The 18316-nt window shown below is 41.3% G+C and carries 20 protein-coding genes; 8 read left to right on the forward strand and 12 right to left on the reverse strand.

The window, feature by feature from the left end:
* Position 1: 1 nt before the first annotated feature.
* A complete protein-coding gene (gene recF / locus GTQ34_RS00990; protein WP_166521893.1) occupies positions 2-1081 on the reverse strand; it encodes a DNA replication/repair protein RecF in 1080 nt (359 codons plus the stop codon).
* 126 nt (positions 1082-1207) lie between these two features.
* Here recF and GTQ34_RS00995 point away from each other — a divergent pair, with 126 nt between their 5' ends.
* From GTQ34_RS00995 to GTQ34_RS01025, 7 genes are all read left to right on the forward strand, one after another.
* Positions 1208-1969, forward strand: a complete 762-nt coding sequence (locus GTQ34_RS00995; RefSeq protein WP_166521894.1) for a tetratricopeptide repeat protein — start codon at positions 1208-1210, stop codon at positions 1967-1969.
* Positions 1970-1972: 3 nt separating this feature from the next.
* Positions 1973-2455 carry a 6,7-dimethyl-8-ribityllumazine synthase gene (ribH, locus tag GTQ34_RS01000; protein WP_166521895.1) on the forward strand — a complete coding sequence of 161 codons (483 nt, stop codon included), beginning with the start codon at positions 1973-1975 and terminating at the stop codon, positions 2453-2455.
* A 99-nt stretch (positions 2456-2554) separates the two neighbouring features.
* Positions 2555-2839 carry a riboflavin synthase subunit beta gene (locus GTQ34_RS01005; RefSeq protein WP_166521896.1) on the forward strand — a complete coding sequence of 95 codons (285 nt, stop codon included), beginning with the start codon at positions 2555-2557 and terminating at the stop codon, positions 2837-2839.
* Positions 2839-4695 carry a DNA mismatch repair endonuclease MutL gene (gene mutL / locus GTQ34_RS01010; protein WP_166521897.1) on the forward strand — a complete coding sequence of 619 codons (1857 nt, stop codon included), beginning with the start codon at positions 2839-2841 and terminating at the stop codon, positions 4693-4695. The genes GTQ34_RS01005 and mutL overlap by 1 nt, the downstream gene beginning before the upstream one ends.
* Positions 4696-5430 carry a rhomboid family intramembrane serine protease gene (locus GTQ34_RS01015; protein WP_166521898.1) on the forward strand — a complete coding sequence of 245 codons (735 nt, stop codon included), beginning with the start codon at positions 4696-4698 and terminating at the stop codon, positions 5428-5430.
* A gap of 3 nt (positions 5431-5433) precedes the next feature.
* Positions 5434-6297: a rhomboid family intramembrane serine protease gene (locus tag GTQ34_RS01020; protein ID WP_166521899.1), complete on the forward strand. Its 864-nt coding sequence runs from the start codon at positions 5434-5436 to the stop codon at positions 6295-6297.
* A 3-nt stretch (positions 6298-6300) separates the two neighbouring features.
* Complete coding sequence (locus GTQ34_RS01025; protein WP_166521900.1) at positions 6301-7350, forward strand: endonuclease/exonuclease/phosphatase family protein; 1050 nt, start codon at positions 6301-6303, stop codon at positions 7348-7350.
* Here the strand turns inward: GTQ34_RS01025 and GTQ34_RS16775 are convergent.
* From GTQ34_RS16775 to udk, 11 genes are all read right to left on the reverse strand, one after another.
* Positions 7342-7650 (reverse strand): DUF6122 family protein, encoded by a 309-nt coding sequence (locus GTQ34_RS16775; protein WP_235914939.1) that lies wholly within the window; start codon positions 7648-7650, stop codon positions 7342-7344. The genes GTQ34_RS01025 and GTQ34_RS16775 overlap by 9 nt on opposite strands.
* Positions 7643-8275, reverse strand: a complete 633-nt coding sequence (locus tag GTQ34_RS01030) for a WbqC family protein (protein WP_166521901.1) — start codon at positions 8273-8275, stop codon at positions 7643-7645. The genes GTQ34_RS16775 and GTQ34_RS01030 overlap by 8 nt, the downstream gene beginning before the upstream one ends.
* A 17-nt stretch (positions 8276-8292) precedes the next feature.
* Positions 8293-10035 (reverse strand): signal peptidase I, encoded by a 1743-nt coding sequence (gene lepB / locus GTQ34_RS01035; RefSeq protein WP_166521902.1) that lies wholly within the window; start codon positions 10033-10035, stop codon positions 8293-8295.
* Positions 10036-10082: 47 nt separating this feature from the next.
* Complete coding sequence (dapB, locus tag GTQ34_RS01040) at positions 10083-10784, reverse strand: 4-hydroxy-tetrahydrodipicolinate reductase (protein WP_166521903.1); 702 nt, start codon at positions 10782-10784, stop codon at positions 10083-10085.
* Between the two features lie 3 nt (positions 10785-10787).
* On the reverse strand, positions 10788-11426 hold the full coding sequence (locus tag GTQ34_RS01045; protein WP_208103805.1) for a DUF5683 domain-containing protein: 639 nt from the start codon (positions 11424-11426) through the stop codon (positions 10788-10790).
* 10 nt (positions 11427-11436) lie between these two features.
* Positions 11437-12345 carry a ParB/RepB/Spo0J family partition protein gene (locus GTQ34_RS01050; protein ID WP_166521905.1) on the reverse strand — a complete coding sequence of 303 codons (909 nt, stop codon included), beginning with the start codon at positions 12343-12345 and terminating at the stop codon, positions 11437-11439.
* Complete coding sequence (locus GTQ34_RS01055; protein ID WP_166521906.1) at positions 12346-13119, reverse strand: ParA family protein; 774 nt, start codon at positions 13117-13119, stop codon at positions 12346-12348. It lies immediately after the preceding gene.
* A gap of 134 nt (positions 13120-13253) precedes the next feature.
* Positions 13254-15326, reverse strand: a complete 2073-nt coding sequence (gene scpA, locus GTQ34_RS01060; protein WP_166521907.1) for a methylmalonyl-CoA mutase — start codon at positions 15324-15326, stop codon at positions 13254-13256.
* Positions 15319-16698 (reverse strand): methylmalonyl-CoA mutase subunit beta, encoded by a 1380-nt coding sequence (locus GTQ34_RS01065; RefSeq protein ID WP_166521908.1) that lies wholly within the window; start codon positions 16696-16698, stop codon positions 15319-15321. Before GTQ34_RS01065 ends, scpA begins: the two co-directional genes overlap by 8 nt.
* A complete protein-coding gene (locus GTQ34_RS01070) occupies positions 16691-17023 on the reverse strand; it encodes an FtsB family cell division protein (RefSeq protein WP_166521909.1) in 333 nt (110 codons plus the stop codon). Before GTQ34_RS01070 ends, GTQ34_RS01065 begins: the two co-directional genes overlap by 8 nt.
* Positions 17014-17634, reverse strand: coding sequence for a uridine kinase (gene udk, locus GTQ34_RS01075; RefSeq protein WP_166521910.1), 621 nt, complete (start codon positions 17632-17634; stop codon positions 17014-17016). Before udk ends, GTQ34_RS01070 begins: the two co-directional genes overlap by 10 nt.
* 193 nt (positions 17635-17827) lie before the next feature.
* On the opposite strand from udk, the gene GTQ34_RS01080 reads away from it, so the two are divergent.
* Complete coding sequence (locus tag GTQ34_RS01080) at positions 17828-18313, forward strand: acyl-CoA carboxylase biotin carboxyl carrier protein subunit (RefSeq protein WP_166521911.1); 486 nt, start codon at positions 17828-17830, stop codon at positions 18311-18313.
* Positions 18314-18316: the final 3 nt, after the last annotated feature.

The raw sequence follows: 18316 nt of genomic DNA on the forward strand, positions 1-18316 counted from the left end.
ATTACAAGGTAAAGATTTTATAGCTCTGATGAATGCCCTTGACCACATTTTCGGTCCGTTCCGCATGCGTATCACTAATGAAGATCTGACCAAAATTATCATCCTTTACCAGAGCCACTATCTGGGAAACCCTGTTTTCATCAAGCTTGTCGAAAATGTCATCCAACAATAAAATAGGGGTGGTATTGGATTGCTGCTTAATAAAATGGAACTGGGCCAGTTTCAAGGCAATTAAAAACGATTTTTGTTGTCCTTGACTACCAAATTTTTTTATCGGATGCCCCGCAATGGAAAAACCCAAATCATCTTTATGAATGCCAACTGAGGTATATTGTAGCGCACGATCTTTGTTGATGTTGGTTTCCAGGAGGCTTAACAGGTCACCGTCTTTAAGTTGACTTTCGTACGAAAGCATAATTTCTTCATCCTTATTTGAAATATGAGCATACTGTTCCATAAAAATGGGAATGAAGGAACTGATGAATGCTGTCCTCTTTTTATGGATTTCGACACCTAAACTGTGCAATTGGTCGTTGTAAATGCTCACGGTATTTTGGTCGAAGGTATTGTTAACCGCAAAATATTTCAACAGGGAATTTCGCTGGACAAGTACTTTGTTGTATTTGATCAAGGATTGAAGGTAGACCCTGTCCGATTGGGAAATGACACCGTCCATGAATTTTCTCCGGGTATCGCTGCCCTCCAAGATTAAATTACGGTCTGCGGGGGAAATGATTACCAAAGGTAAAAAGCCTATGTGCTCTGAGAACTTCTCATAGGCCTTCCCATTTCTTTTGATGACTTTTTTAGTACCCCGTTTAAAACTGCAAACAATTTTTTCTGTCCGGCCCTCTTTTTCAAATTCCCCCTCAATGACAAAAAAATCAGTGCCATGTTTTATGTTTTGGGTCAAGACCGGATTGAAATAGCTTTTCCCAAAACACAGGTGATAAATGGCATCCAGAATGTTGGTCTTGCCAACGCCGTTGTTCCCCACTAGACAGTTGATCACAGGGTCCAAATCCAGACTTTTGGAATCAAAATTCTTATAATTAACTAAAGATAAATGCCTTAAAAACATAAAAAGCTAAAGAAAAAACGTGTTTTAAATAGTGGGGACATGGATTAAAGATTCCAAAAATAACGAATAAATTACCTTTTGGTTTTGGATAAAAACTTTATTTTTGCGCGACCAATTTAATGACGGATGGCAACATACAAGAAGCGAGGCTATAAGCCAAAGAACAAGGCGGAAGAAGCCCAACTGCAGGAAATGGAGAGTACTACTGCCGAAGTGTTCAGCACACTGGATGAAAGTGCTTCCAAGACCGAGGCATGGGTACAAAAAAATCAAAATTACATTTTGGGAATTATCGGCGCTGTGGCTGTTGGTGTATTGGCCTATTTGGCTTATCACCAGTTTATCCAGAAGCCCAAGGAGGCTTCCGCGGCCAATGAGCTATTTTATCCGCAGCAATATTTTGATCAGGCATTGGCCAACGAAACCGCTAAGGATTCCTTGTTTACGCTAGCTTTGAACGGAGCAGAAGGCAAGTTTGGCTTTTTGGATATCATTGAAGAGTATAAAGGTACCAAGGCGGCGAATCTTGCAGAATATTCAGCAGGTATGACCTATTTGAATTTACAGCAATACGATAAAGCGATTTCCCATTTGGAGAATTTCTCATCCGATGATGCCATTATGGGAGCCATGGCCAAGGGTGCAATAGGAGATGCCTTTGCCCAATTAAATCAACCTGAAGATGCCTTGGACTATTATGAAAAGGCCATTGCCCATAGAGATAACGGATTTACAGCACCCCGATTTTTGCGCAAGGCTGGAGTAATTGCCATGGAATTGGGCCAAAAGGAAAAGGCTCTTGGTTTTTTTGAAAGAATCAAGGAAGAATACCCAAAGACCCAAGATGGGGTTGGAATAGATGCCCTCATAGGTTTGGCCAAAAATTAGATTATGGCCACGGAGAACAAAAACCTTTCCGTTTACGATAAAACCAAAATCCCAAATGCGACATCGTTGCGATTTGGGATTGTTGTTTCTGAATGGAACGCTGAAATCACAAATGCACTTCTTAAAGGTGCCCAAGAAGCATTGTTGGACTGCGGAGCATTGTCCAAAAACATTATCCAATGGAACGTGCCCGGCAGTTTTGAACTGGTCTTTGGATGTAAAAAAATGATTGCTTCCCAACAAGTGAACGCCGTTATAGCCATTGGAAGTGTTATTCGGGGCGAAACCAGTCATTTTGATTTTGTATGCAGTGCTACGGCGGAAGGTATCAAGGATTTGAACACCGCTGGAGAGGTGCCAGTCATATTTTGTGTATTGACAGACGATACATGGCAGCAAGCCAAAGACCGAAGTGGTGGAAAACATGGTAATAAGGGAACAGAGGCGGCCATAGCGGCTATTCAAATGGCAGTGTTGGGCCGGTAATCGTATTAAAATCCAAACGCTGTTAACATTTTTTGGGAATGCATCCCAATCCTTTTTTCCTAATTTGAGTAACTTTGAAATCACACGGAAAAGGATACCATGCGCAACCCTTTAAAGCTAAAAAAAAACAAAAAGTTCAATTATTCACCTCGATATTACAAGGGCGAGGGCAATCCTTATAAAATTGAACATAAACTGGATAAATTCCGAAGTACAGCAAATACTAAAAGAGGACTTAAAAACAAATTTTCATCAGCAGTGAACGACCTGCAAGTGGAAGGTGACAAGAACTTAAAACTTCGTTTCTTAATCATTGTGGCCATTTTGATACTCCTGTTTCTCTTTGTGATAGACTTCGATTTGTCGATATTCCTAAATTCCTAATGGCTGACATCATCAAGCTTTTGCCAGACCATGTTGCCAACCAAATTGCAGCAGGAGAGGTGGTTCAGCGCCCAGCTTCCGTGGTCAAGGAATTATTGGAAAATGCCATAGATGCCGAATCAACGGTCATAAAACTAGTCGTAAAGGATGGTGGAAAAACCTTGATACAGGTTGTGGACAATGGTGTGGGCATGAGCGAAACCGATGCAAGATTGTCCTTTGAACGACACGCTACCTCCAAGATTGCAAGCGCCCAAGACCTTTTTAATCTGCATACCAAGGGATTTCGTGGTGAAGCCCTAGCCTCCATAGCGGCTATAGCCCATGTGGATTTGCAGACCAGAACCGAATCACAGGAGTTGGGTACCCATATTAAAATTGAAGGTAGTAAAATAGTGACTCAAGAGGTGACTGCCAGCTCTAAGGGAACCTCGCTATCCGTTAAGAACCTGTTTTTTAATATTCCGGCACGACGGAATTTTTTAAAATCCAATCAGGTAGAATTGCGTCACATTACCGACGAATTTCATAGAGTGGCCTTGGCGCACCCGAACATTGAGTTTCATTTTTATAACAATGGCTCCGAGATTTTTAATTTGCCCAAAACCAAATACCGTCAACGTATCGCCCATATTTTTGGTAGTCGCATGGAAAATAGACTGGTTCCGGTAAATGAGGAAACCGAAGTGGTGAAGATATCCGGATTCATATGCAAACCTGAATTTGCAAAAAAGAGTAGGGGAGAGCAATTTTTTTTTGCCAACCATCGCTTCATTAAAAGTCCGTATCTGCACCATGCGGTGATAGCTGCCTTTGAAGGGCTTATAAAATCGGACTTGTATCCAGGATATTTTCTTTATCTTGAAGTTGACCCATCTTCCATCGACATCAATATCCATCCCACAAAAACAGAGGTCAAATTTGATGATGAAAATACACTCTATGCCATATTGCGGTCTACCATCAAGCACGGTTTGGGCCAATTTAATGTGGCTCCAGCATTGGATTTTGAACACGATCCCAATTTGGACACTCCATATGCCTATAAGGAACGGGGAGCGGTTCTGCCCAAAGTAAGCGTGGACCCTTCGTTCAATCCTTTTCAGGAAGGCGCCAAGGGCGGTGGAAGTAATGGAAATCATAGTGGATTTCAAAAAACAAGTAACAAAAGTTGGGAGGAGTTGTATGAAGGACTCGACACTGAAATAGGAGTTGAGACTTTCAGCAGTGTGAGCATAGAGTCGGATGGTGGTGGACAGGAAAGTATTATTTTGGATGATCAAGCTTCTACCCATGGAGTCACGACCTTTCAACTTAAACGCAAATTTGTTGTGAGTGCCGTCAAGTCCGGAATGTTGGTCATACACCAAGCCAGGGCGCACCAACGCATTCTTTTTGAAAAGTTTTTGGGAGAGATAACCGTTAAAGAGGGGGTAAGCCAACAATTGCTTTTTCCGTTGGAGCTTACCTTTAGCAAACAGGAACTTGGCATTTTGAAGGAAATAAAGCAAAGCCTGACAAGCATTGGTTTTGCCTTTGAAAACCTTGAGGAGGAAACTGTCAAAGTAACAGGTGTGCCGCTGATGGTGCCCGAAAGTGGAATTGGCACGGTATTGGACCATTTAATAGCTGATTATAAGGAAGGCTTTGAGAATGATTCTAGCTCCCAGGCCGAAATTTTGGCCAAAGCACTGTCCAAAAACCTGGCGGTGCGAACAGGGGATTTGTTAGATAAAGAATCGCAATTGGCATTGGTGAACAACTTATTTGCCTGTAAAGAACCAAATTTAAGTCCCTTCCAAAAGTTGACATATACAATCATCTCCGAAGGAGATATCAATAAAAAGTTTATATAAATGGGAAGATTGACAGAGGCCGTAAAACATTTGTTGATCATTAATGTGATCCTGTTCTTTGCCACAATGATCTATGGGGATCAAATGTACCAATGGTTGTCCCTTTGGTTTCCTAAAAACACCAATTTTCAATTGTGGCAGGTTGTCTCTCATATGTTCATGCATGGCAGTCTCATGCATATCGTTTTTAACATGTATGCCCTATGGGCTTTTGGAACACCTCTGGAACGGGTTTGGGGGCGCAACAAGTTTCTGTTCTTCTATTTTTCAGCCGGATTGGGATCAGCCATTTTACATTCTGGAGTGAATTATTATCTTTTTAACGAAGGAATGAGTGCCTTGATGGATGCTGGTATGGCCAAGCAGCAAATATTGGATATCTTGTCAAGAGGTCAATACAGCACAGATTGGTACGAGATGGCTCCTAAAAGTACCATAGATAGTTTTTTAACTGCTTACAATACACCGGCTGTAGGTGCTTCAGGTGCCATTTATGGCATTTTGGTGGCCTTTGCATTCATGTATTCTGAAGCTAAATTGATGTTGATTTTTCTGCCTATACCCATTAAAGCGAAATATTTTGTGCCCCTATTGATTGCTGTGGACCTCATATTTGGTATTGGAAACGTAAATACAGGTATAGCGCATTTTGCCCATATTGGTGGTGCCTTGATAGGTTTTATTATGATGTGGTATTGGAAAAAGAATGAGTTTAACAATAATCGTTGGAATTAACCTATGACAACAGGAGGAATACGATACAACTTTGCCAGACTTAACATTGCGGAAAAGCTAATAGTATTTAACGTGCTAGTGTTCGTTCTGGATGGTTTGTCCAGGGCGTTGTTGGATATTTCTATTTCCGATTGGTTTCATCTGCCCAAAGATATTATGGAGTTTTTGGGACAGCCATGGTCCGTGGTCACCTATTCGTTCTTTCATGGTGGTCTTGGACATATTTTCTGGAATATGCTCATGCTGTATTTTACGGGACGTATTTTCTTGAATCTTTTTAATAGTGAACGGTTCATTAATGTATATTTTCTTGGTGTAATCGTTGGGGGAATCGTTTTTCTTCTTAGCTATAATTTGTTTCCTACACTGGTCCAAACCAATACAGCTTTGATAGGTGCTTCTGCTGGGGTGACTGCGGTTTTGATTTTTATCTGTTCATATATCCCAAACCAAGAAGTTCGAGTGATTTTCTTCAATGTGAAGTTATGGTATGTAGGAGCCTTTTTTGTCCTGGTCGACCTAATACAAATACCCTACGGCGGAAACGTGGGCGGTCGGCTCGCTCACCTGGGAGGAGCATTCTTGGGTTACCTCTACGCCCGTCAACTGTTGAAAGGCCAGGATATTGGCTTGGGTTTCACAAAGGTTTGGAAGGGAGTCCTGGACCTTTTTAAGGTAAACAAAAGAAAGGCACCCCTGAAAACGGTTTACAAAAAAAATACTTCGCGAAATAAAAGTGTGAATTACGAGAAGGAAGTTCGTCAAAAGAAAATCGATACTATTTTGGATAAGATAAGCAAATCGGGTTACGAAAGTCTATCCAAAGCAGAAAAGGACTTTCTGTTCAAAGCAGGTAAAGAGGATTGATACGTGGGAAAACTGTCCATTTTCAATAAAGCCATCTTCTTTGTAAATACCATATTGGCGTTGGTTACGCTGGTAGCTATAATTGTGCCTTTTGTCCCAGTAACGACATTACCGGCCTTGTCCGTATTGAGTCTGATAGTTCCTTTATTGGTGGTGGTAAACTTTGTTTTTCTCTTGTATTGGATTTTATTAAAAAAAAAGCATCTCTTTCTTTCGGGGATGTTGCTGCTGATTTGGTATTTTGTTTTGGGTCCTTTTTATCAGTTTTCCGGGGCAAGCAATACGGTAAACGAAAAAAACGGAAATACCTTGACCATTATGTCCTTTAATGCTAGGAGCTTCAATGAGTTGAAGCAGTTGGATATAAAAAATGTTGATAGCCTTATTCTTGATTTTGTTACTGATAAGAACCCAGACATTTTATGCTTTCAGGAATGTCACTACGCCTTGAAACGCAATGATGCTTTAAGTCAGTACGACCACAAGTTTGTGGATTTCACTTATGGAAAGCATAGGGGAAAAGTAATACAGGCTATTTATTCCAAATTTCCAATTGTCAAGGTAGATTCGGTAGATTTTCCGAACAGTTCGAATAACGCTATATTCGCCGACATTTTGTTGAATATGGATACAATAAGAATCTATAACCTTCATCTTCAATCTTTTAGAATTGTCCCCGAAATCAATACCATCAAGAGTGAAGAGTCATCCAAGTTATTCGCAAAATCACGAAGAGTGATGTTAAAACAATATGAGCAAGCTAATTTGGTACGCGAGAACATAGAAAATACCCATTTCAAAAAAGTAGTGGCAGGTGATTTCAATAACACCCAATATTCCAACATATACCAAACCATTAAAGGTGATATGAACGATACTTTCGATGAGAAAGGAACTGGTTTTGGTCGCACTTATGATCTTTTGGGATTTCCTATTCGAATCGACTACATTTTGACGGACCCAGATTTTGAAGTGTTGGCCCACCAGAATTTCAATGAAAAGCTATCAGATCACTATCCTGTAATGGCAACTTTGCGACTTAAATCAGAGTAAAAGGCAATCGGATATATCCGCAACAATATGTAAGATGAGCGCAAGCCCAATTAAACGGGTTTGTTTAAAGAATGGCAATACAGAATAGACCGCAATAGCCCAATAACTATGTAACGGGTGATAGCCAATACTACACCGTCCGGAATCAAAAATGGGATTGGCCCAGAAGTGATCCAAATCAATTAAAATTCCGGCTAAGAGGATAATTATTACGCTTATCCGCTTATCCTTAAAGAACCAAAAAGCGATAAAGATTGGAACCAAAAAATGGATGCCATAATGGACGAAATGCCTAAGCATGGTCAAAATCTAAGGGTTGATTTTTCAAATAGGAAAGCGTATTGGGTCCTTCATTGAACAATAAGTCTAAAATACTTAAATTGGATATAAAACCATGGCGGTCTTCAAATACTTGGGAATAGTGCCCAAAATTGAAATCGGACTCGTTTTTTGCCTTTACCAGAAATCGTGCATCCAGGGAATCAATGGGTTCCAGCATATAGGAGCTGGTTTTTTTTTCTGCAATTTCCATTTCTAAACAATGCGCTATTGTTTTAATGGTTTTCATGTTGAAGTCGTAGAGCAAGACCTCGGAACCCTCAAACAGCGGTTGTATTTCATCTTCATAAAACTCAAAAAAAGGGGAAGTGCGGTAAGCGGTTTCCAGGGTGCGCCAATGGACTTTTTTCCAATTATAGCTGGTGTCCATGCAAACCTCTCTATATTTTTGCCGCCCCTCATTGCTGCCCACATGCTTTATGGGAATATTCAGCATGTGTTTGCCTTGATCAGTACAGATGTAGCACCGATTTCGATAGGTTTGTTTTTGAAAGTTGTCATGCGCTTCCCAAATAATATCATTTTGCACAATAGTGGCAAATGTTGCAACGTTTGGAAAATAAGTGGGATGAATAAGTACTTTCAACAGGTTGTTTCTTATGATTAGTTGGTCTTTTTCTTTCTTCTTTTTCTGATGAAATCAAATATAAACCAGCCAACGACAAGGGCCACGAAATACCATCGATACGAAACGGGTTCACCACTGCCACCAACAGTCGTGAAAATTCTATTCCATCGGGGTTTCCAATTGGCTATTCCTTCATTGAAATTGTCAAAGCTCATCCACAAGAAAACAGGCTTGCCCACAATATGGTCCGCAGGAACGTAACCCCATGTTCTGCTATCCTCGGAATGGTCCCTGTTGTCCCCCATCATCCAATAGTAATCTTGCTTAAAGGTATATGAATTGGCTTCCTTTCCATTAATCAAAACTTTTTCCCCAGATACCTTAACATCGTTGTACTCATAATCTCTAATGATTTTTTTGTACAAGGGAATGGTCTTATAATCAATCTTTACTGTGGTACCCGCTTTTGGTATGTAGATGGGACCAAAATTATCGTTGTTCCAAGGGTATAAATTTGGTCTTTGAGGAAAGGCGCCGCCATACCCACCTTTAGGTTCCACAGTGCGAACCACAGAATCGATAGTTTCATTCTCACGAAGTTGTCCGACCATATCTTGAGTGAGATTGGCTATTCTTGATCTTGGTTTTTCTTCCGTTAGTGAAAGCCGTAGCTGCCGTATCACATCGGTCGGGATTCCATTTTCTTTGGTTATAAGTTCAATTTTACCATTAGCAGTTCTGTTTGCGCCTAAAACATAAGGTGCCAAGGCATTATATTGATTTTGATTTACGTTGCCTGAGATGTACTTTCTAAAATAGTCCGATGCATCTACTTCTGCCAAGAGTCTACTGGAAACACCCTTTTGTGAATAGATGTTGTGATCATACATGACTTTTGCCCTATCTGAAAGTTGAAATTGCGCTCCATTGACATACACCGTACCATCAATAACAGCTAAGGAGTCTCCCGGAGTTCCAACACAACGCTTTACGTAGTTCGATTTTTTGTCTATGGGTTTTTTTACAGGTTTGTCCACTCTAAAAAATTGTACCAATGTATCTGCGGGTAGACTGAACACTACGATATCATTTTTTTTCACTGTTTGGAAACCTGGTAAACGCATATAGGGCAATTGCAATCTGTTCTTCCATGAGTTTTTGTACGTTGCGGGATTTACGTCGGCAACATAGGACCTTGTTTTTAACACAGGGAGCGTATCATGCACCATGGGAGCAGCCAATGTAGTCATCGGAACACGGGCGCCATAATGAAACTTGCTTACAAAAAGAAAATCACCAATTCGCAAGGTCCGCTCCAAAGAACCCGTGGGAATAACATAAGGCTGAATAAAATAGGTGTGCACAAATGTGGCGGCAACAATGGCAAAAACTATGGAGCTCACCCATTCACCCAGACCGGTTCGGGGTTTCAAGCTTCGGTCCGAAATATAGGTCACAGCTTCAACATAGTTGATGTAATAAATATAGAACCCCAGTGTTAAAATGGCCAGCCATGTGTCCAATAATCTATTTTTGCCAAAACTTCGAATGGTTTCTACCCATACCACGGGGAACATCAATAGATTGATGATGGGAATAAAGAGCAACAACACCCACCACCATGGGCGATTTATGATTTTCATCAAAATGATACCATTGTATATGGGTACTGCTGCTTCCCAGGCTTTTCTCCCTGCTTTTTTATAAAGCTTCCAGGTCCCTAAAAAATGAATGATCTGAATGATCAAAATGAAAATAATCCACTGTGTGCCGTTCATTTCTATGTTTCTTTGTAGGACTGACCGTCCATGGTGTTGTTACGCTTTTAGCTTAGATTTAACACGTCTTTCATGGAAAAAACACCCGTTTTTCCCTGAATCCATTCTGCAGCGATTACTGCCCCCAAGGCGAAGCCTTTTCGATTGTGGGCGACGTGTTTTATTTCAATCTTGTCCACTTCGCTTTCATAGGAAACAATATGGGTGCCAGCAACAGCACCCTCTCTTTTTGAAGTGATGGGGATGCTTTTTTCATCCGCTGTCTCCGATTTCCAAGTTTTATAGGAACTGTGTTCAATGATTCCCTCTGCCAAAGTAATGGCAGTTCCACTCGGTGCATCCAATTTTTGAGTATGGTGTATTTCCTCCATGGAAACACTATACTGTTCTAGTTTGGACATCATGCTGGCAAGCTGTTCATTCAATTCGAAAAAGAGATTTACACCCAAACTGAAATTGGAAGCGTAAATAAATGCCCCCTTTTTTTCTTGGCAATGCTTTACGGCTTCGGCATAACGTTCTAGCCAACCGGTGGTTCCTGAAATAACCGGGACTTTATTTTCAAAACAGGTGATGATATTTTGGTAGGCGGCATCTGGTGTGCTGAAATCTATGGCCACATCCATTTTCGAATAGTCTGCTTCCTTGGTGCCTACATCCACCTTGGCCACAATGGAGTGTCCCCTTTGTTGCGCTATTTGCTCAATCATCTTTCCCATTTTGCCATATCCGAATAAACCAATGTTCATGTTTTAAAATTTTATGAGCAATGCCATCCCATAGTTAGGTTCATTTGTCCACGGATTTAAATCCAAGTAGGGTTTAAAATCCAAGGAAAGGTCTTCATCTACATTATATTGCTTTAAATGGGCATCCACATTGGCATCGATAATATTGAGTGCGTAAAGCGCAATGGTAACCAATAATGCCAAATCTCGGTCACGCTGACGGGCTTCCTGTGCATCTTGCAGGGCTTCAGAAGAAATATCTGGTCCGTTACCATCTCCATTTATATCATAAAACTCATCATCTGTGAAACCAGCGCGTCTGCGCTTGAATGCATCCCTTGCTTTTCTGTATTCGGTATTGTTGATGGAATACACATAAACACCAGTTCCCAACGCACCGTAAACTAAGGGTATTTTCCAATATCTTTTGTTGTATGCCTGTCCCAGTCCGGGTAGTATGGCCGAGTAGAAAGCTGCCTTACTGGGAGCCAATGGATTTATTCTCTTTTTTTCATAGGTGACCTCTTCAATGGTGATGCCCTCGCCTTCTAAATCCATGGCCAAGGAGTCTATTTCCGTAGGATGGGGTTGGTCTTCATTTTTCTCTTTTTCATCCTGTTGGGAAAAACCTACATGAAGAAAGAATAAAAGGAAGCACGGCAAGAAAAGGCTTTTATTCACCTGTCATTATTTTTTGTATACGCTCAAATTCCTCTTCGGAATGGAACGGAATCACAATTTTTCCTTTACCTTTTGAGGAGGCACTGATATCCACTTTGGCGGAAAGATATTCCTTTAGCACTTCCATTCCTTTGGAGACAAATTCTGGAACGGTTTCTTCTTTAGGTCTAGTTGTTTCCGCGGAGGCCCCTTTGGGTTCTTTATATGCTTTTACCAATCGCTCCGTTTCTCGAACAGATAGTCTATCAGAAACAATTTTTTCATAGATAGCCAACTGGTCTTTCTTCTTGTCGATATTGATCAGGGCGCGACCGTGGCCCATACTGATAAAACCATCACGCATTCCTGTTTGTATGATTGGATCCAGTCTTAAAAGTCTGATATAGTTTGTGATGGTAGACCTTTTTTTCCCAACCCGATCACTTAACTTTTCTTGAGTGACCTGGATTTCGTCGATGAGCCTTTGGTAGGATAGGGCAATTTCAATTGGGTCCAAGTCTTGCCTTTGGATGTTTTCCACCAAGGCCATTTCCAACGATTCTTGATCATTGGCTATTCTAATGTAGGAGGGAATCGTAGAAAGCCCCACCTTTTTTGATGCCCGGAACCTGCGTTCACCAGATACCAATTGAAATTTGTTGAAACCTAGCTTGCGTACGGTAATTGGTTGTATTATGCCCAGTTCGCGAATGGAACTTGCCAACTCTTCCAATGCTTCATCATTGAAATTGGATCTTGGTTGAAAGGGATTTACTTCAATGGAATCGATATCGAGTTCCACCACATTTCCTATCACCTTATCCGCATTTTTGTCCGAAACGGACTTAATGTCATTTTCAGGATCTTTCAACAGGGCGGACAGGCCTCTTCCCAAAGCTTGTTTTTTGGTTGCTTTCGCCATTTAAACTTTCTCCTTGTTTTTCTTCAATATTTCATTGGCCAGGTTGAGGTAATTGGAGGCTCCTTTACTGCTGGCATCATATTTAATGATACTCTCTCCATAGCTTGGAGCTTCGCTCAGCCTAACGTTTCTTTGGATTATGGTGTCGAAGACCATGTCTGCAAAGTGTTTCTTCACTTCTTCTACCACTTGGTTCGATAAACGTAACCTAGAATCGTACATGGTCAAAAGCATTCCTTCAATATCCAGATCGTTGTTGTGTATTTTCTGTACACTTTTCACGGTATTCAATAGTTTGCCCAAACCTTCCAAAGCAAAATATTCGCATTGAATCGGAATCATTACCGAGTCTGCCGCTGTCAAGGCGTTCAGGGTCAATAATCCCAAGGAAGGGGCGCAATCAATTAAAATAAAATCATAACGGTCGCCCAAATCACGGAGTGCCTCTTTCAGCATGTATTCGCGATTGTCCTTGTCCACCAATTCAATCTCTATGGCGACGAGGTCAATATGTGCTGGAATCAGATCTACATTCGGGGAGTCGGTTTGCACAATCACATCATTCACGTGCATAGTATGTTCCAACAGCTGATAGGAGCCATGTTCCACGGCATCTACATCAATGCCCAATCCAGAAGTGGCATTGGCTTGGGGGTCGGCATCAATCAACAACACCTTTTTCTCCAATACTCCAAGGGACGCTGCAAGGTTGACAGTCGTTGTGGTTTTGCCTACACCGCCCTTTTGGTTCGCAATAGCAATAATCTTGCCCATTTCATAGTAAGTTAGGGGCTAAAAATACGATTATTTAAGACGCTAAAAAATGTATTTTGTTAACAGCAGGTGAATAACCTCGGCAATTTGCGTTAAAGAAAGTTAAAGAAAGCGTCAAAAGATTATTAAGAGTTTCAATCCATCAAAACTTTAAGGATTTCAATAGCAGTATCGCTTATTTTAGTGCCCGGTCCAAACACTGCAACTGCCCCATTTTCAAGAAGATGTGCATAATCTTGCTTTGGGATTACACCTCCCACGATGACTATAATATCTTCTCTTCCATAATTTTTCAATTCCTTGACCACTTCCGGCACCAGGGTTTTGTGGCCTCCGGCCAAGGATGAAATGCCCAGAATGTGCACATCGTTCTCCACCGCTTGTTTGGCCACTTCCGAGGGAGTTTGGAACAAGGGTCCAATATCCACATCAAATCCCAAATCAGCATAACCTGTAGCAACTACTTTGGCACCACGGTCATGTCCATCTTGACCCATTTTGGCCACCATAATACGGGGTCTTCGACCTTCTTGTATGGCAAAATCGTCTGCCATTTTTCGAGCTTTTTCAAAACTTGGGTCGTTCTTGATTTCTTTGGAATACACGCCGGTAAAAGATTGGATTTTTGCTTTGTATCGACCAAAAGCGCTCTCCATGGCATCACTGATTTCTCCCAGCGTGGCCCTCGCCTTTGCTGCCTCTATGGCTAAAGCTAGCAAATTTTCCCGGTCCTCACCATTCGCAAGTGCTTTTTTGGACGCAATCTTAATTGCGTTCAAAATGTCATCAACCGCTTGCGGATTTCTAGTGGATTTTATGTGTTGCAATCGTTCCATTTGCTGACGGCGCACTTTGGTATTGTCCACTTCCAATATTTGGAGGTCGTCCTCTTGATCTAATTGATATTTGTTGACGCCCACAATTACATCCTGTCCACTATCGATTCGAGCTTGTTTTTTGGCTGCCGCCTCTTCAATCCTCATTTTTGGTATTCCTGCTTCAATGGCCTTGGTCATACCGCCCAATTTTTCTACTTCTTCAACCAATTTCCAGGCTTCTTGGGCTATTTCGTGAGTCAATTTCTCAACCACATGGCTTCCCGCCCAAGGATCAACCGTTTTAGTAATATGGGTTTCTTGCTGAAGATAAATTTGGGTATTACGGGCAATCCGCGCTGAAAAATCCGTAGGAAGGGCGATAGCTTCGTCCAACGCATTTGTATGCAAACTTTGAGTGCCCCCGAAAGCCGCAGCCATGGCCTCTATGGTGGTTCTTGCCACATTGTTAAAGGGATCTTGCTCGGTCAAGCTCCATCCGCTGGTCTGGCTATGTGTGCGAAGCATTAAGGATTTTTGATTTTCCGGGTTGAACTGCTTCACCAATTTGGCCCAAAGCATACGGCCCGCCCGCATTTTGGCTATTTCTGTGAAATGGTTCATTCCAATGCCCCAAAAGAACGAAAGCCTTGGAGCAAAATGGTCTATTTTCAATCCTGCTTTGAGACCTGTTCTAATATATTCGATACCATCTGCTAGGGTGTAGGCCAGTTCAATGGCAGCGGGTGCTCCAGCCTCGTGCATATGATAGCCCGAAATACTTATGCTGTTGAATCGAGGCATATGCTTGCTCGAAAATTCAAAAATATCGGCGACAAGTTGCATGGAAGGTGTTGGGGGATAGATGTAGGTGTTCCGTACCATGAACTCTTTCAGGATATCATTCTGGATAGTACCAGAGAGTTTTTCCATGGATACGCCTTGTTCCAGCGCTGCAACAATATAAAAAGCCATAATGGGAATTACGGCACCATTCATGGTCATGGATACAGACATTTGGTCCAAGGGAATGCCATCGAACAAAATTTTCATATCCTCAACAGAATCAATGGCCACTCCTGCCTTTCCCACATCACCGACCACCCTTTCGTTGTCGGAATCATAACCGCGATGGGTGGGAAGGTCAAAGGCTACGGAAAGCCCTTTTTGACCCGCTTCGAGATTTCTTCTGTAAAAAGCATTGCTTTCTTCGGCTGTTGAAAAACCCGCATATTGTCTTATGGTCCAGGGTCTTCTAACATACATGGTAGAGTAGGGCCCACGAAGAAAAGGAGCAATGCCCGCGGCATAGCTTTCATGTCCGTATTCGGATTTCGGCTCGGACTTGCTCCGAGGGTCTAATTCAAGAAGTTCGAGGTTTTTTCTACTCATCTTCCAATCTTTTTTGTTCTGTTGTTTCGGCCAGTCTTTTTTCAATGATAGGCACTATGAGGGTTTTTCGCGGTTTGTTTTTAACAAACGGGAATAGTTCCAGATTGTCCTTCATTCGGTCATGGGGGTTTTGAAACGAATTGGTGCCCAACAGAACTGTTTGGCCCGTATCAAACTGTTGTTGTTCTTTTTCAGCACCCACCGCTATTTTTTGTTGAATGGTTCCTTTTTTGAGGGCATCCAAGAAACCTCCCGAAGCTTCAACCTGCTTGAAAAGTGACAATGCTTTTTCCGCCATTTGCTGTGTGAGGGACTCTATGTAGTAAGCTCCTTCGGAAATTTGGGCCGCTTCGGCCATATAGCTTTCCTCTTTGAGCAGCAAGAGTTGGTTCCGGGCTATTCGTTCTCCAAATTCATTGTTTTTGTGATAAATGGCATCATAAGCTAAATTACAGACCGCATCTGCTCCACCCAAAACCGCTGACATGCATTCTGAGGTGGTACGCAACATGTTCACGTTGTAATCGTAGATTGTTTTGTTGCGTTTGGAGGGTACTGCAATGATGTGACAATCGTTTTGAATCCCATATTCTCCTGCCAAAGTGCTCCATAGCCAACGTAATGCCCTCAGTTTTGCTATTTCAAAGAAATAGTTGCTGCCCAAAGCTACTTTGAAGGTTATTGGAAAAGATGATTTGGGGTTAAAATGGGCTAAATACTCGTTGGCATGGGCCATGCCATAGGCCAATTGTTGAACCATATTGGCTCCTGCGTTTTGATATAGACCCAAATCCACACCAACTAGGGAAATAGTATTGAGAGTGCTTGTGAGGGCATAAATTTCGTTCAGTAATTCATGGTCCTTTTCAAGATTGTGGTACCAGTTGCCACTGCGAGCCAAGTGACCAATGATATCAACATTAAGATGAACCGTACTTTTTGCTCCATCTAAAAAGGCCAACAACTTCTTGAAGGGCTCTACTTTCAAAAATTCAAAATGAAAATGAAGCGGAACAACCTCAAGGTCAATGTTCGCCAATAGTATTTCAAAATCCGTTTCTTCATCGGGAATGGTAAAAAGTAGGCTTTCCGCTCCTTTTTTTAGTACATCCAGTGCCTTAGCGTTGGCTTTTTTTGATTCACCGGCATATATGCTTTGAGCAATGTGCCATGAATGATTCTCTGAAATACGAAACGTTGGCTTTCCTTGAAGGTCATCTGGATGGTAAAAAGGCTTGACCGTTATACCCTCAAGAGATTCCCAAACCAAAGTATCATTATAGTCAGCACCTTTCAAATCAACTTGGATTTTTTGCTTCCACTGTTTTGCTGATACTTCAGGAAATTCGCTAAACAAACGGGTATCACTCATTATCTTTATTTTTTAGGCTATCTTCAAATTCGATAAGAAAAATCTCTTCATTTTTCTTTTTCATGTAATATTTTTCACGGGCCAACCGCTCCAATTCATCCTCATCGGACATTTTTTCCAAGATTTCTTTGTCCTTTGAAATTTCATCTTGAAGAAACTCTTTCTGCTTTTCCAACTTTTTAATTTCCTGTCTCAACTCCATATGAATCAACAAGGAGTTGGTATCAAAAAAGGCCATCCAAATCACAAAAATGGTCAGCACCAAAACATACATGTTGGTCATAATTTTGAACCACTTTTTGTTTTTTAGTTCCTTTAATCCCATGGTTTCCCCAGTTTATTGTTGATTATGGTTCTAACCATATCCACAGCGACCTTGTTGTAGTGGTTATTGGGTATTATGATGTCCGCAAATTCCTTGGAGGGCTCAATAAATTGTTGGTGCATCGGCTTAACGGCAGTTTGATATCTGGTTAGCACCTTTTCCAAATCATGACCTCGCTCACGAATATCGCGTTGCAATCTTCGAATCAATCGCTCATCACTATCGGCATGAACAAAAATTTTGATATCGAACAAATTCCGCAGCATGGGATTGCTCAACACCAAAATACCTTCAACAATAATGACCTTTTTGGGATGTGTTCGAACCGTTTCATCCAAACGGGTTTCTTCCACAAAAGAGTACATGGGCTTATCAATGGACTCTCCTTTTCGCAATTGCTTCAAATGGGAAATCAAAAGGTCAAAATCTATGGAGTTGGGGTGGTCAAAATTAACCTTGCTTCGCTCCTCTTTGGTCAAATGCGAAAGATCGTTGTAATAGGAATCTTGTGAGATGATGCATACTTCGTCCTCGGGTAATCGGTCCACTATTTGATTGACAACCGTTGTTTTTCCACATCCAGTGCCACCTGCAATCCCAATGATCAACATAATGATGATTTTAACCCCAAAAGTAAGCATTTGGGAAGATCTGAACCTTGTTTGGATCGTAGTGCATAGTTAGTGCTGAATATTTTTAAAATGAATGACCTTTATCATAATCTTAAAAAGTAATTGACGATAGTTTTGCATAGATTTCTGGCATTAACCTTATATTTAAAAAAGTAACCATAGCAACTATTTTATGGAAAAATCCTATAAGATTCAGATAGACCACAATCTGGATTTTCAACTTACCGAAAAAGATGTTTCAGCATTGGATTTAATTAGAACAGGGTCAGCGGATTTCCATCTGTTGAAGGATGGAATTTCTTATCATCTTAAAGTCCTTAAAACCGACTTTTCATCCCGCAACTATACGGTCAGTGTAAATGGAAATGAACACAACGTTTCCATAAACGATCCACTGGACGAGCTTATCGAAAAAATGGGCTTTGCCGTAAATGGCTCCAAAAACATTGATTCCATTACCGCCCCCATGCCGGGATTGATTCTGGATATTATTGTGGAAGTAGGGACAGAAGTTAAGGAAGAGGACCAACTTTTGATATTGGAGGCCATGAAAATGGAAAACATCATTACCTCACCAAGAAATGGAATTATAAAAAGTATAGCGGTCAAACAAGGTGAGGCGGTCGACAAAAAACAACTTCTAATAGAATTTGAATAAATA

Origin of the sequence: Flagellimonas ochracea (assembly GCF_009903685.1) — a bacterium.
GTDB classification, from domain to species: Bacteria; Bacteroidota; Bacteroidia; order Flavobacteriales; family Flavobacteriaceae; genus Flagellimonas; species Flagellimonas ochracea.